The sequence below is a fragment of the Streptomyces alboflavus genome (genome assembly GCF_000716675.1).
GTDB lineage: Bacteria > Actinomycetota > Actinomycetes > Streptomycetales > Streptomycetaceae > Streptomyces > Streptomyces alboflavus.
Genome location: NZ_JNXT01000083.1, coordinates 1 through 15,599, shown reverse-complemented (window position 1 = coordinate 15,599; position 15,599 = coordinate 1). Strand labels below are relative to the sequence as shown.

General features: G+C 68.2%; 10 protein-coding genes. 9 read left to right on the top strand and 1 reads right to left on the bottom strand.

Annotated elements, in window-relative coordinates:
- The first annotated feature begins 164 nt into the window (after positions 1–164).
- From OO63_RS37695 to OO63_RS37670, 6 genes are all read left to right on the top strand, one after another.
- Positions 165–1,163, top strand: coding sequence for an ATP-binding cassette domain-containing protein (locus tag OO63_RS37695; protein ID WP_030362299.1), 999 nt, complete (start codon positions 165–167; stop codon positions 1,161–1,163).
- Entirely contained in the window at positions 1,160–1,957 is a 798-nt protein-coding gene (locus OO63_RS37690; RefSeq protein ID WP_030362298.1) for an ABC transporter permease, read from the top strand. The genes OO63_RS37695 and OO63_RS37690 overlap by 4 nt, the downstream gene beginning before the upstream one ends.
- A 299-nt stretch (positions 1,958–2,256) precedes the next feature.
- On the top strand, positions 2,257–4,545 hold the full coding sequence (locus tag OO63_RS37685) for a S9 family peptidase (RefSeq protein ID WP_030362297.1): 2,289 nt from the start codon (positions 2,257–2,259) through the stop codon (positions 4,543–4,545).
- Positions 4,546–4,778: 233 nt separating this feature from the next.
- Positions 4,779–6,350 (top strand): tryptophan halogenase family protein, encoded by a 1,572-nt coding sequence (locus OO63_RS37680; protein WP_030362296.1) that lies wholly within the window; start codon positions 4,779–4,781, stop codon positions 6,348–6,350.
- Between the two features lie 47 nt (positions 6,351–6,397).
- A complete protein-coding gene (locus tag OO63_RS37675) occupies positions 6,398–7,618 on the top strand; it encodes a cation:proton antiporter (RefSeq protein ID WP_157854124.1) in 1,221 nt (406 codons plus the stop codon).
- Complete coding sequence (locus OO63_RS37670) at positions 7,615–8,157, top strand: flavin reductase family protein (protein WP_030362294.1); 543 nt, start codon at positions 7,615–7,617, stop codon at positions 8,155–8,157. The genes OO63_RS37675 and OO63_RS37670 overlap by 4 nt, the downstream gene beginning before the upstream one ends.
- Positions 8,158–8,161: 4 nt before the next feature.
- Here the strand turns inward: OO63_RS37670 and OO63_RS37665 are convergent, their stop codons facing one another.
- Positions 8,162–8,905, bottom strand: a complete 744-nt coding sequence (locus tag OO63_RS37665; RefSeq protein WP_199819542.1) for an AfsR/SARP family transcriptional regulator — start codon at positions 8,903–8,905, stop codon at positions 8,162–8,164.
- A 450-nt stretch (positions 8,906–9,355) separates the two neighbouring features.
- Between OO63_RS37665 and OO63_RS37660 the strand changes: the two genes are divergently transcribed.
- The 3 genes from OO63_RS37660 to OO63_RS41805 all read left to right on the top strand — a co-directional run.
- Positions 9,356–10,138, top strand: coding sequence for a thioesterase II family protein (locus OO63_RS37660; protein ID WP_030362292.1), 783 nt, complete (start codon positions 9,356–9,358; stop codon positions 10,136–10,138).
- Positions 10,135–13,941, top strand: coding sequence for an SDR family NAD(P)-dependent oxidoreductase (locus tag OO63_RS37655; RefSeq protein ID WP_033264844.1), 3,807 nt, complete (start codon positions 10,135–10,137; stop codon positions 13,939–13,941). Before OO63_RS37660 ends, OO63_RS37655 begins: the two co-directional genes overlap by 4 nt.
- A gap of 212 nt (positions 13,942–14,153) precedes the next feature.
- A partial coding sequence (locus OO63_RS41805) for a condensation domain-containing protein (RefSeq protein WP_031192551.1) occupies positions 14,154–15,599 on the top strand: 1,446 nt, incomplete at its 3' end.

The window sequence follows — 15,599 nt, the reverse complement described above, 5'->3', positions numbered from 1 at the left end:
GGTCGACGCAGGGGCGCGGCCGGCGTCGCACCACCCTCGCGCACCGCGTCCACCACGCACAACACCGCTGTACGAGAAGGCCGTTCGTCTGCCGCCCAGGCCGGTGACACGACCACGAACCGCACAGACCGACCTGCGCAACAGCCACGAAAAGGAGGGGCATCATGACCGCGACCGCCCATACGGCCGGCCAGCCCAAGGGGATCTCAGCCCTCGGACTGCGCAAGGCATACGGAGAGAAGGTCGTACTCGACGGGGTCGACCTGGAGGTGCCGGCGGGAACCGTCTTCTCCCTGCTCGGCCCCAACGGTGCGGGAAAGACCACCACCGTGCAGATCCTGTCCACGCTCATCTCCGCGGACGCGGGGCAGGCGCAGGTCGCGGGGCACGTGCTGGACCGGGAGCCGGACGCTGTCCGGGCCGAGATCGGTGTGACCGGGCAGTTCTCGGCGGTGGACAACCTGCTGACCGCCAGGGAGAACATCATCCTGATGGCCGACCTGCACCACCTGCCCCGAAACGAGGGCAGGCAGCGGGCCGACGCGCTGCTCGAGCGGTTCGACCTGGCCGAGGTCGCCAACAAGCCCGCCATCACCTTCTCCGGCGGCATGCGTCGCAAGCTCGACCTCGCCATGACCCTGGTCGGCAGGCCGAGCATCATCTTCCTCGACGAGCCGACGACCGGCCTCGACCCCCGCAGCCGCCGCAACCTGTGGCAGATCATCCACGACCTCGTCGCCGAGGGCACGACGATCTTCCTCACCACGCAGTACCTGGAAGAGGCCGACCAACTCGCCGACCGGATCGCCGTGCTCGACGGCGGGAAGATCGTCGCCGAGGGCACGGCGGCCGAGCTCAAGCGGCGCATCCCGGGTGGCCACATCCGACTGCAGTTCGCCGACGTGCACCGCCTCGACGTGGCGGCACGCGCCCTCGGACAGTCCCTGCGCGACGACGAAGCGCTCACGCTCCAGGTCCCCAACGACGGGAGCATCCCGGCGCTGCGCACCGTGCTCGACCGGCTGGACGCCGCACAGATCGAGGCCGAAGCACTGACGGTGCACACGCCCGATCTCGACGATGTCTTCCTCGCTCTGACCGGCAACCAGGTTCCCGGCCAGGTATCTGACAACACGGAACTTGCCAAGGAGTCCCTGCGATGAGCACTTCCGCGTACGCCGTGCGTGACTCGATGACGATGTTGCGCCGCAATCTGAAGCACATGTACCGCTATCCCACGATCACGCTCTCCGTCGCGGCCATGCCGGTCGTGATGCTGCTGCTCTTCGTGTACGTCTTCGGCGGTGCGATCGGAAACGGCCTCGGACTGCCGGGCGCCTCGAACGACCGTGGCGAATACACCAACTTCGTCGTTCCCGGCATCATCTTGATGGCGGTCACCTCCGGGGGCGTCACGACCGCGGTGTCCGTGTGCACGGACATGACCGAAGGCATCATCAACCGCTTCCGCACCATGGCCATCTCCCGTGCCTCCGTGCTGGTGGGACATGTGGTCGGCAGCGTCATCCAGACCATGATCAGCCTTGTCTTCGTCCTCGGCCTCGCGTTCGTGGTGGGCTTCCGGCCCAACGCCTCCCCCATCGAGTGGCTCGCCGCCATCGGCCTGCTCGTGCTGCTCGCCTTCGCCGTCACCTGGCTGTCGGCCGCCATGGGCATGGGAGCCAAGACCATCGAGACGGCGAGCAACGCGCCCACCCCGCTGACGTTCCTGCCGTTCCTCGGCAGCGCCGTGGTCACCCCCGACTCGATGCCGGTCGGGCTCCGCTGGTTCGCCGAGTACCAGCCCTTCACCCCGATCAACGAGACGCTCCGCGGGCTGATGCTGGGCACCGAGATCGGCAGCGACAGTCTGAAGGCCATCGCCTGGTGCCTCGGCCTCATCGTGGTCGGCTACCTGTGGGCGCGGGCGGTCTTCAACCGCGAGACCACGCGCTAGCCCATGTACCGGGCGGACAGCGTCCGAGAGTCGACATACTGATGCCCTGAGCCGGAGACCTCCGGCTCAGGGCATCAGTGCGTCCTGTCCTGCCGACGGGACAGCCGCCCTCCTTCTGCCCGCCCTTCCACCTCGTTCTCCCCCTCCTCGCCGCGTGCTTCCTCTTGCCCTGCTTCTCGTCGACGCGATCGATGCCGACTGATAGCAATGAGGTCTCCCAGATCGGCGCGGCTGGCGATCCGCGGGTAAGGCGCCCCGGCCCGGATTGCTCGGCAACCACCTCGAAAGAAGGTCAACCAATGCATGGCACTCGACTCGACGGGCGGGTCTACGAGACGGCAGAACGGTTGCTGCGGCACAATCGCAAGAACCTCGTTCTCGGCACCAACATCAGGCCGCGCTGGATCGAGGACGGGTCTCGCTTCTGGTATACCGTCGGAACTCCCGAGGGAAAGCGATTCATTCAGGTCGACACCAAAGCGGGTGTCAGGGATGTCGCATTCGATCACAAGAGGCTTGCGGCCGCGCTGGCCGCGGAATCGGGGCAGGAAGTCGATGCGGCTGCCCTGCCGTTCTTCGCCATTGAACTGACTGCGGGTGCGGTGGAATTCGATGCTTTCGGCGAGCATTGGCGGGTCGCACTCGATGACTACGCAATTCGGAAGACCGAGGGTGCCCCGCCCGGAAACCCTCTCGAAGTCGCTTCGCCGGACCGTGAATTCGCCGTGTACCGCGCCGGTCACGATCTTCGCGCGCGTTCCCTGGACGGCAGCCGCGACTGGGCGCTGACGTCCGACGGCACCGAGGACGTCGACTACGGCGCGAGCCCCGACTACCTCATGTACTCCACCCTGCTGGCGAAGGTCGGACTTCCCCATCTGCCGCCCTGCGTCGCGTGGTCGCCCGACGGGAAGCGGCTGCTGACCCACCGCACCGACAACCGGGGCGTCCGCCGCACCCACCTGGTGGACTCCGCCCCGGCCGCGGGGGGTGAGCCGAGGCTGCTGAGCCAGCGGTACCCCCACCCCGGGGACGACAGCTCGACCGTCGCCGAGTTCGTGGTGATCGACATCGAGAACGGCACGGTCGTCACCGCACAGGCGGACCCGGTGGGGATGTCGGTGATGTCGCCGATCTTCCGCCGGTGGGCGTGGTGGGCGGAGGACGGTTCCGCCGTGTACTACCTGGGCTGGGGGAAGGAAAGCGTCCACACCCTGAGCCTGTACCGGCTCGACCCGGAGTCCGGCGAGGTGCGGACGGTGGTCAGCGAGACCGGTGAGACGCGGGTGGAGCCCGCACAACGGGAGCTGCAGCAGCCGATGGTCAGGCTCCTCTCGGGAGGGCGGGAGCTGCTCTGGTATTCGCAGCGGGACGGGTGGGGCCACCTCTACCTGTACGGCACCGAATCCGGTGAGCTGCTCGGGCAGGTGACGTCGGGCCCGTGGGCGGTGCAGGAGATCCTGCACGTCGACGAGGAGCGGCGGGTGGTCCACTTCATCGCGTCCGGGCTCGTCGAGGAGGACCCCTACCGCCGGACCGTGTGCCGTGTGAACCTGGACGGATCCGGATTCGCCAAGGTCACCGACGACGCGTTCGACCACGTCGTCACGGTGGCGGAGAACGGGGAGTTCTTCATCGACTCCGCGTCCACGACGGACACCCCGCCGACGGCCACCGTCCGCGACTGGGACGGAAAGGTGCTCGTCGAGCTGGAGCACGCCGACATCACGCGGCTGACCGAATGCGGCTGGAGCGCGCCGGAGCGGTTCCGGGCGACCGGTGCCGACGGGAAGACGGAGATATACGGCCTGCTGTACCGGCCGCACGGGTTCGACCCCAGCCGTCAGTACCCCGTCATCGACCACCCGCACGCCCTGCCGATGGACAACCGGGTCAGCCCGTCCTTCGATCCAGGGTGGTACGGCTACGAAGCCGAGGTGCTCGCCGCACTGGGCTTCGTCGTGATCGCGGTGGACGGGGCGGGCACTCCCGGGCGCGACAAGGAGTTCCACGACGCCACCTACGGCAAGCTGGCCGCCGGCCTGGCCGACCATGTGTCGGCGGTGCGCGAACTGGCCGCGACCCGGCCGTGGATGGACCTGGACCGGGTGGGGGCGACCGGCACGTCGGCGGGTGGGTTCGCCGCTCTGCGGGCGCTGCTCGACTTCCCCGATGTGTTCAAGGTCGGCGTCGCGGAGTCCGGCATGCACGACTTCCGCTACCTCGACAAGGAGCACGCCGAGACGTACCACGGCCCCTTCGACGAGGCCGCCTACGCCGCGACGTCCAACGTGGACATCGCCGACCGCCTCGAAGGGAAGCTGCTGCTGGTCCACGGCGGCCTGGACGACCGGGTCTCGCCCGACCTGACGCTCCGGCTCGCCGAAGCCCTGGTCGCCGCGGACAAGGATTTCGATCTGGTCATCGTCCCCGGAGCCGATCACATGTACTTCGGCTACGAGCATTACGTGAACCGACGTAAGTGGGACTTCCTCGTTCGTCATCTCCTCGGTGTGGAGCCCCCGGCCGATTACCGGCTCTCTCCGGTGCCGATGGACATGGAAGCCCTTGCGGAGTTGTTCGGCTGAGAAACACATCGCACCGCACAGAGCGGCCGTCGCGGGAACGTCCTGCGGCGGCCGTTTTGCGTGCCCATGAATAGAGCTCCGACCCCACCGGCTCCGGTCAGCACATCGGAATCCAGAACCGGCCCTCGGAAGTGGCCCAAAAATAGAAGCTTGATAGATCCCGGCGTCAGTGTTGGCGATAAGTGACGCACGCGCCTGGAATTCAGGCCGACAACTGGACCAGAGGTGCTGGGATGAGTACGAAGAACCCTGACAGGGTCGTGATCGTAGGCGGCGGTACGGCGGGGTGGATGACTGCCTCTTACTTGAAGAAGGCATTCGGCGACAAGATTTCGGTAACCCTCGTTGAGTCCGGCAAGATCGGCACGATCGGGGTGGGTGAAGCGACGTTCAGCGATATCCGGCACTTCTTTGAGTTCCTCGACCTCAAGGAAGAGGAGTGGATGCCGGCGTGCAACGCCACCTACAAGCTGGCCGTCCGGTTCCAGGACTGGCGGCGCAAGGGGCATCACTTCTACCACCCGTTCGAGCAGATGCCCACGGTCAACGGGTTCCCGCTGACCGACTGGTGGCTGCAGGACGGACCCACCGACCGGTTCGACACCGACTGCTTCGTCATGGCGAACCTCTGTGACGCCGGGCGCAGCCCGCGATTCCTGGACGGCTCGCTGATCGACCAGGGGTTCACCGAGGGCGCCAAGGAGCTCTCCGGCCTCACCATGTCGGAGCACCAGGGCAAGACGCAGTTCCCGTACGCCTACCACTTCGAGGCGGCGCTGCTCGCCAAGTACCTCACCAAGTACTCGACGGACCGCGGTGTGCACCACATCATCGATGAGGTCCAGGACGTGCGGCTCGACGAGCGCGGGTGGATCGACCACATCGTCACCAAGGACCACGGGTCCCTCGAGGGCGACGTGTTCGTCGACTGCACCGGGTTCCGGGGCGTGCTCCTGAACAAGGCGCTCGAGGTGCCGTTCATCTCCTACCAGGACACGCTGCCCAACGACAGCGCGGTCGCCCTGCAGGTCCCGCTGGACATGGAGAAGCGCGGCATCAACCCCTACACCCAGGCCACCGCGCAGGACGCGGGCTGGATCTGGACGATCCCGCTGTTCGGGCGGATCGGCACGGGCTACGTCTACGCCAAGGACTACCTCTCGCCGGAGGAGGCCGAGCGCACGCTGCGCGAGTTCGTCGGCCCGGAGGCCGCCGAGGTCGAGGCCAACCACATCCGGATGCGGATCGGCCGCAGCGAGCAGTCGTGGAAGAACAACTGTGTCGCCATCGGCCTGTCCAGCGGCTTCGTCGAGCCGCTGGAGTCGACCGGGATCTTCTTCATCCACCACGCGATCGAGCAGCTGGTGAAGCACTTCCCGGCCGCGGACTGGAGCCCGGAGCTGCGCAAGAGCTACAACTCGTCCATCGCCAACGTCATGGACGGCGTACGGGAGTTCCTGGTCCTGCACTACCAGGGCGCGGGTCGCGACGACACCCAGTACTGGAAGGACACCAAGACCCGGGCCGTCCCGGACGGGCTCGCCGAGCGCCTCGAGCGCTGGAAGGTGCAGCTGCCCGACTCGGAGAACGTCTTCCCCTACTACCACGGCCTGCCGCCGTACTCCTACATGTGCATCCTGCTCGGCACCGGCGCCATCCCGGCCAGGGCGACGCCCTCGCTCGGCATGTCCGACACCGCGGCGGCCCACAAGGAGTTCGCGGCCATCCGTGACAAGTCGCGGCACCTGATCGAGACGCTGCCGAGCACCTACGAGTACTTCGCGTCGATGCGCGAACGGGCATGAGTGACGTCCTTCTGACGGGGGTCCATGTTGCCGTGGCTCTGGCCGTCGTGCTGGTGATCGGCTATGCCGGTCGGAGCGCGGCGCGATTGCTGCGGCAACCGGAAACCGTGGGTGAGATCGTGGCGGGCCTGCTTGCCGGGCCTGCCGCGGTGGCACTCCTCGGTCGCTCGAAGTTCGACGCGGTACTGCCGGGCGACGTCCTCGACATCATGAAGCTGGTCGCCGAAGTCGGCCTTGTCCTGTTCCTCGTCGGGCTGGCGCACAAGCTCCGTCTCGGTGCCCACCGGAGCTCGCTGCGGACGTCCGTGTGGCTGGTGGCGGGCGGACTCGTACCCGCCATGCTCGCCGGCGTGCTGTTCGCCGGCTGGATCCTCCTGGCGGACGAACCCGGCGTCCGGGGCAGCGCGCCGCTGCCCGCCTTCCTGTTGATGTGTGCCGTGGCGCTGTCGATCACGGCGGTACCCGTAATGGCGAGGATCCTCGCCGAGCGGAACGCGACCGAGACCCTGGAGGGGCGCCTGTCGATGACCGCAGCCGTGGTCATCGACACGGCCGGCTGGCTGTTGTTGTCCGTGGCGGTCGGGCTCAGCACCGGCGAGTTGAACGGATTCGTGCAGTCCGTCGTGGTTCTCGGCGGGGGCGCTGCGGCGGCGCTGGGGGTGCGCGGTGCTCTGCGTACCCGGGCCGCCCACAACCTGTGTGAACAGCGGCCCCTGATCACCGCGGTGCTCCTGGGCGCGATCGCGCTCACCATGGCGCTCACCGTGGAACGCCTGGGTCTCACCGCGATCTTCGGAGCGGTCCTTGTCGGTCTCGCCCTGCCGCCGGACGGCCCTTGGCAGCAGGTGGCCAACAGGGTGACGAGCCTGGGCCGAAGCATGATCCCGTTCTTCTTCGTGGTGACGGGAGTGACCGTGTTCGCGGGCGGCATCGGCCCGCTGCCCTGGGCGCTCACGGTGGGCGCGATCCTGCTGGCGGTCCTGGGCAAGGGGGTGGGCAGCTACTTCGGTGCCCGGATGGCGGGTCAGCCGAAGGAGACCTCGGTCACCGTCGGCATCCTCATGAACACCCGCGGCCTCACCGAACTGATCGTGCTCAAGGTCGGCTACAACGCGGACATCCTGACCCGTCCGGTGTTCGTCGCCCTCATCGTCATGGCGGTCGTGACGACCATCATGACCGGCCCCCTGCTGCTGCTGACCAAGTGGAGTCCGGGCCAGCCCGTCCGCGCCTCTGTCGGATCCAAGTCACAGGATGATTCTCCATGACTGATTTGAGCATCACTCGCCCGGCCGACGCGTCCGCGTCCGAGGGGTTGCGCGCGATGATGCGCGGCTTCCCCACCGGCGTGGCTGTCGTCACCGGGGTCGATCCCGCCGGACAGCCGTGGGGACTGACGTGCTCGTCGGTGTGCAGCGTCTCGCTGGACCCGCCGACGCTGCTGGTGTGCCTGCGCGCGGGCAGCCCTACGCTGGCGGCCATTCAGGCACGTGGCGCGTTCTCGGTGAACCTGCTCCACGAGGACGCGCGGGCCACCGCGGAACTGTTCGCGTCCGGTGACCCGGACCGGTTCGACCGGGTCCGCTGGGAGCAGGACGTCGACGCCGCCGGCCCGCACCTCCCCGATGACGCGCACGCGATCGCGGATTGCCGGGTCGCGATGACGCAGTCGGTCGGCGACCACGTGGTGGTGTTCGGCGAGGCGACGCGCGTGCACGGGCAGGAGGCCTGCCGCCCGTTGCTGTACGGCCTGCGCTCGTACGGCCGGTGGTCGCCAGCCGACGTGTCGGCCGGCCACCGGGCCTGACGCCTCAGCGGGCGAGCTGGAGGCCGAACGGACCGTGCAGAGCGGGGTCGGCGGTGAGGATGGCCTGATGAACCTGGCGGAGCAGTGCTCCCGGCTCGACGCCGAGCTCCTCGATGAGCATCTTCCTGCTCCAGTCGTACAGCACCAGCGCCTCGGCCTGGCGGTCGCACCGGTACAGCGTGGTCATCAGCTGGGCGCGGAAGCGCTCGCGCAAGGGGTACTGCTCGACGAGCCTGGTCAGTTCGGGAAGCACCTCGGTGTGCTTGCCGATCGCGAGGTCCGCCTCGATCCTGCTCTCCACCACGGAGATCCGGCGCTCCTCGATCCTCGGCCCCTCGGTGAGTGCGAGTGCCTCCGAGACGTCGGCGAGCGCGGGCCCGCGCCACAGCGAGAGCGCGTGGTGCAGAGGCCGGCTCGCGTCCTCGAACCGGCCCGCGAGCAACGCCGACTGCCCGCGCATCGCCAAGTCCTCGAACTCGCGGAGATCGAAGGAGTCGTTGCCGATCTGCATGAGATATCCGGGTGAACAGCGGGTGATGTTCACCTCGCTGCCGAGTGTCTTGCGCAACCGGGAGACGTGATTGTAGATCTGGGCGCTGTGCGTCGCCGGCGGCTTTTCCCCCCACAGGAGCCTGCTCAGTTCCGTGTCGGACACGAGTGAGCCCTCGGCGATGAGCAGGGCAGCCAGCACCGTCCGCTGTTTTGCCCCATCCAGCGGCACCGCGAGGCCGCCGTCCTGTATGTCCAAGGGGCCGAGAATGCGGTATTCCATCGAAAGCCTCACAGATTCTCGGTGGGATTCAACGCGCGTGCACCCGACATAACCCCACCAATTCGCTTGTGTCCAGAGCCCGGGAACGCGCAGCCGTGTCTGTCCGGCTGTGCATGGATCACTGGAGGCGCCGGACGGTCGACCGTCAAGCAGATTTCTATTCCGCCGTACTTGTCGCTGCAATCCATTCCTGTCCTGTCGGCCGGACAGGTGGCTGTTGCGGGGGCAGCGGATGCCTTGCGCTCGATGTGAGTGCAGTGGTTATGTGGTGGCCGGATTTAATAGACCGCCTGGCCAATACGGGTGGTTGGGCTGGTGAAGTCGGCGGCGGTCAGTGGCATCGCCGTGCGCCCGTGCCCCGGTTGATCCACAAGACATTCCGCTGTCCTGTCGACGGGACAACGTCGAGCATGGAGCTGCCTGCAGATGACCGTTCAGACCAGGGAACTTGTCCCCGAGACCCCGTACATCTGGCGCGCGAAACAACCAGGGCACACACACCGGTTGATCTGCTTCCCGCACGCGGGTGCGGGCGCGGCCGCCTACGCCGACTGGGTCCGCTGGCTGCCGCCGGAGATCGAGTTGGTGGCGGTCCAGCTGCCGGGTCGTCAGAATCGCATCGCCGAGCAGTCGTTCACCGAGGTGGGCCCGCTCGTCAACGCGCTCACCCATGCCCTTCGCCCGGTTATGGATGGTTCGTTCTCCTTCTTCGGCCATTCTTGTGGTGCGGCACTCGCCTATGAACTGACGACCGCGCTGCGCGCGCGTGGCCGGCGCGGCCCGGAACAGCTATTCCTTTCCGGGCGTGCGGCCCCGGACGTGACCGGGATCAGGCAGCTGCACGAGCTCTCCGACGAAGAATTCAGCAACGCGGTGCTCGAACTCGGCGGAATTGACCCCGAAATCGCCGCGGATGAATTCGTCATGAGTGTTCTGCTGGAAGTTCTCCGAGCGGACTTCGGGCTCTGGGAGCGACACCAGATGAAGTCGGAGGAGCCTCTCGACTGCCTGATCACCGCGCTCGGAAGTGATGCGGACCCGCAGGCACCGCTTCATTCCGTCCGGCGCTGGCGCGAGCACACGAACGCCCAGTACAGCGAACGAATATATGCGGGCGGACATTTCTACTTCCTGGAGAAGGCTGCCGAAGTGGTGTCGTTCATCGGCTCGAAGATGCTGGAATCCGCACGGAGCGGGAGCGCCGCATGACCGCCGCGGATCTGCTCGGCTCAGCCGTTCTCGACGAGATCGCCGCCGCGGCCAAGGGCGTCCCCGGCGTCGGCGACGCGATCGCAGTGGCCCGCAAGGGCGTGCGTGCCGTGACCCCTGCCGCCCCCGCCACCCCGCAGACGCCCGGCCCGGTCGCGCTCGACGCCGCGGACCGGCCCCTGGCCGACCTCGACGGCGGCCCCCTGCACATCCCGGACGGCGCGCCCGCCACGCTGCAGGAAGCGCTGCGCGCGGCCGCTGAACTGGCGACGGACAAGGGGACGATCTACGTCACCCGGGGCAACGAAGACGTACTGCAGACCTATCCCGCGCTCCTCGCCGAAGCCGAGCGCGTGCTGGCCGGGCTGCGGGCGGCCGGGTTGCGCCCCGGCGACCCCGCGCTGTTCGTCTTCGACGACAACCGGGGCTACATCACGACGTTCTGGGCCTGTGTGCTCGGTGGCTTCGTGCCGACTCCGGTGGCCGTCGCCACGACGTACGCGACACCGAACGAGGTCAACCGCAAACTGCACAACGCCTGGGAGCTGCTCGGCCGCCCGGTGCTCGTCACCGACGCCGCCACCGCCGCACCGCTCGCCGGGGTGCGGGAGCTCTGGGACGAGCCGGACGTACGGATCCTCACCGTCGAGGAACTGGCCACGTACCCGCCGGACAGCGACTGGTACCCGGCGCGGCGGGACTCGCCGGTCCTCAACCTGCTCACCTCCGGAAGCACCGGTGTGCCCAAGTGCGTGCAGCACACCAACGCGAGTGTGGTGGACCGTTCGCTGTCCGCCATCCAGTACCTCGGCCTCACCGGCGACGACGTGAGCCTGATCTGGATGCCGTTCGACCACGTCACGGTCGTTCACTACAACGTCCGCGACATGTTCCTGCGCTGCATGCACGTCAACGCCAAGATCTCCCACTTCCTCACCGACCCGCTGCTCTGGCTGGACTGGGTCGACCGGTACCGGGTGACCACGACCTGGGCCCCGAACTTCGCCTTCGCCATGGTCAACGAACTCGCCGACCAGCACGCCGAACGCTCCTGGGACCTCTCCTCCCTGCGCGAGATCATCAACGGCGCCGAGCCGGTGATCGCGGGCACGAGCCACCGCTTCCTGGAACTGCTCGCTCCCTACGGGCTGCCCGCCGACGTCATGGTCCCGGCGTTCGGCATGTCCGAGACGTGCACGGCCGTGACCTACAGCCGGCAGAGCCGTGACGACCGGGCCGCAGGCACCGTCGCCATCGACCCGGCCTCGCTCAACACGACCATCCGCTACGTCGATCCGGCGGCGGAGGGGGCCGTCGTCCTCTCCAAGGTCGGACGGCCGATCCCCGGGGTCCAGATCCGCGTCGTGGACGAGGACGGCACGGTGCTGCCCGAAGGCAGCATGGGGGAGATGCGCATCCGCGGCCGCACGATGATGCACGGCTACTTCGCCAACGACGACGCCAACCGGGAGTCGTTCGACGAGAACGGCTGGTTCCGCACCGGCGACTCCGCCTTCGTGACGGACGGCGAGGTCGTGATCGCGGGACGCATCAAGGACCAGATCATCGTGCGCGGGATCAACTACATGGCGCACGAGCTGGAGAACGTCGTCGAGCAGATCGACAACGTACGGGTCACCTTCGTGGGCGCGGTCGGCGTGCGGGAACCGGGTGCCGACAGCGACCAGCTGGTGATCTTCTTCGTACCGCAGGACTGGGACCAGGACCGGCTGGCCAGGACCATGGAAGAGATGCGGGCCGTCCTGGTGCGCGAGTCCGGACTCGCTCCGGATCTGCTCATCCCGGTCACCGAGGCCGAGTTCCCGAAGACGGGCAGCGGAAAGGTCCAGCGCGCCGCCCTGGCCAACGAACTGCGTGCGGGTTCCTTCGCCGACCGTGTGGCCGGATCCGGCGCGGAGGAGGAGCAGCCGGACGGCTGGTTCGTCCAGCGGCAGTGGGCACAGCTTCCCTACGCCGGGCCCGCCGACGACGGAGCCGGGGTGCGCCTCGTCTTCGCCGAGGAGGAGGAGCTGACGCACCTCCCGCTCGACGGGCAGGTCGTCACCGTCCGTGCGGACGAGGAGTACGGCGAGGACGCGGCGGGCCGGTTCCGGGTCCGCCCGGCCGACCGGGGCGAACTGCACAGGCTGTTCAAGGCCGTCACCGCCGAGCACGGCCCGCTCACCACGGTGGTGTTCGCCCGGCCGCTGTCGCTCGCAGGTGACCCCGGCGCCCGGCTGAGGGACGCGACCGCGGAACTGTCCGCGTTGCTCGGGGTGCTCGCGGACGGCGAGTACGGCCACCCGTCGGTGCTCGTCCTCACCTCGGGGGCGGTGCACGTGCTCGACGGCGACCGCATCGACCTCGGCACCTGCGCCCTGCTCGGACTCGTGCGCACCGCGGTCAGCGAGACCGCGACGCTGACGATCAGGCAGGTCGACCTGCCCGCGGACCGCACCGGCTGGCGGGACGCGCTCGGCGTCGAGCTCGCCGACCGGGGCCACAGCGGGATCGTCGCCGTGCGGCAGGGGAAGCGGTGGCAGCCGCGGCTGCTGCCGACCGGCGCCGACGACGCCGACCCGGGCATGACGGGTCCGCCCGTGATCGCGGGCGGTCTCTACCTGGTCACCGGCGGCCTGGGCGGCATCGCGCACGACGTGGCCGCCTACCTCGTCGCCGGGTACGGCGCCCGCCTGCTGCTGGTGGGCCGTTCGGCCGCGGACGGTGAGAAGGCCGACCGGCTGTCCGAACTGACCGGACTCGGTGAGGTCGTCTACGAACAGCTCGATGTCGCCGACGCGCAGGCGCTGGAAGCGGCGGTGACGTCGGCGGAGGAGCGCTGGGGCCGTCCGCTCGACGGCGTGCTGCATCTGGCGGGATCGGACCCGACGGCTCAGTGGGCCGAGTCCGAGTCGCACACCGTCGTCAACGAGACGATGGCGACCTACGCCGAGCAGTACAGCGCGAAGGTCGATGGCACGCTGGCCATCGCGACGGTGCTCGAAGCCCGGCAGGACGCGTCGCTCGTGCTCTTCGGTTCGGTCACGGCGGAATTCGGCGGGCATTCGTTCGGCGCCTACGCCGCGGCGAACAGTTTCCTTTCCGGATTCGCCGATCACTGGCACCATGAACGCCGCCGCACGGTACGGCATCTCGCCTGGAGCATGTGGACCGGTATCGGGATGAACCGCGGGCAGTCGACCGCGGCGGCGCGCAGTCGTGGATTTCGTATCATCGAGCCTGCCGGGGGACTCCAGTTGTTCCTTGACACGCTCACCATGCCCCACCACTCTCTGATCGTCGGCCTCGATCTCGCGAATCCCGCGATGGTCGAGGAATTGATGCCGGATCAGCTTCGGATCAGTGAAGTCGTCCTTGCCTACGCGGGGGACGGCGTCGATCAGGCGGCTGTCCGGGAGGCCGTCGCCGCGAGCGTCCGCGACTGCCCGGTGCCGGTGCGGCTGGTCGAGACACCGCTCATCCCGCGAGACGCCACGGGTGCCGCCGATGTCGCCCAGCTGCTGCTGGAAGCCGTTCCTGGCAAGGTGAAGCGCGACGTGGAGGCGCCGGCCACGGACCTGGAGCGTCAGCTCGCCACCATCTGGTCGGAGGCCCTCAACCGCCCGGTCCTCGGCAGGGACGAGTCGTTCTTCGAACTCGGAGGCAACTCGTTGCGCGCGACCAGGCTCCTTGCGATGGTCGACCAGGATCTGGGCGTGCGGGTCACCACACAGGAACTCTTTGAGAATCCCACCGTGGCCGGGATGGCGGAATCCGTCCTGCGGCACGGACCGGGAACGTGAACCACGGCGCCACATAAACAGCTTGACGCTGTGCGGTGCAGGGATGAAGCATCAGCAGTATTCGGGGGAGAACGTCGCGCTGGGCAATTCGCTGCCCAGTTCTGCTTCGGTGAACGGGATTTCCGTTCAACCCCCATAAGTCGAAGATTCGAACGCAGCGCGATGTGATTCGTCCGCTTCTGCCGGACGACTGATCGAGGAGTAGTCGCGAAATGATCCCCCTGTCCTTCGCCCAGCGGCGGCTTTGGTTCCTCGACCGGTTCGAGGGACCGTCGGCGATCTACAACATCCCGTTCCTGGTGCGGCTGACCGGGAAGCTGGATGTGCTCGCCCTGTCCTCGGCGCTGCGTGACGTCGTCGTCCGGCACGAGAGCCTGCGCACGGTCTTCGTCGAGGACGCGGACGGCACGCCCGCCCAGCGCCCCGTGCCGCTCGACGAGCTGCGGTGGGAGGTGCCGGTGGCCGATGTGGCTCCCGGCGCCGTCCCCGACGCGGTGGCCGAGGCGGCGTCCTACGTCTTCGATCTGGGTGCCGAGATTCCCGTACGGGCCCGACTGCTTCGCTGCGGCCCCCAGGAGCACGTGCTGGTGCTGATCGTGCATCACACCGCTGCGGACGGCGAGTCGATGGTGCCGCTGGCCCGCGACCTGGCCGCCGCCTACACGGCGCGCCTGGAGGGCGGGGACCCGGACTGGCCGGAGCTGGAGGTCCAGTACGGCGACTACGCCCTGTGGCAGCGGGAGTTCCTCGGTGACGAGAACGACCCCGAGAGTGTGCTGTCCACGCAACTGGACTACTGGCAGGGCGAGTTGGCGGGGGCGCCGCAGCAGACGCAGCTGCCCCTCGACCACTCCCGGCCGGCCGTGGCGAGCCACCGCGGCGGTGTGGTCGAGTTCGAGGTGGACCCCGCCCTCACGGCCGCGGTGGAGAAGCTGGCCGGTGACCACGGTGTGACGACGCCGATGGTCATGCAGTCGGCGCTGGCCGTGCTGCTGTACCACCTGGGGGCCGGTGACGACGTGGCCATGGGGTCCACGATCGCCGGGCGCAACGACGAGGCGCTCGCGGACCTGGTGGGATTCTTCGTCAACACCTGGGTGCTGCGGACCGACCTGTCCGGCAACCCGTCGCTGGCACAGGTCCTCGGCCGGGTGCGGGACAAGGCGCTGGGTGCCTACGACAACCAGGACGCCCCGTTCGAGCGTCTGGTGGAGCTGCTCAACCCGGAGCGCTCCACGGCGTACCACCCGCTGTTCCAGGTGATGTTCACCTGGCAGGACGACGACAAGGTGCACCTCGGCCTGCCGGAGCTGGACGCCCGCCTCGAGGCGGTGGAGACGCGGTTCGCCAAGTTCGACCTGGAGTTCGGCTTCGCCGCCAATGCCGCGGAGCGGAAGCTGCGATGCGTCCTGGAGTACGCGGCCGACCTGTTCGACCACTCCACCGTCGAGTCCATGGGGCAGCGCTTCCTCTCCGTCCTGCGTCAGTTCACCGCCGATCCGGGGTTGTTGGTGGGTTCGGTGGATGTGTTGGTGGCGGATGAGGTGGTGGCGCTTGCCGGGTTCAATGAGACGGCTGTGGTGGGGCCGGAGTTGACGGTTCCGGAGTTGTTCGGGCGGCGGGTGGAGTTGTCGCCGGATGCGGTTGCGGTGGTGTGT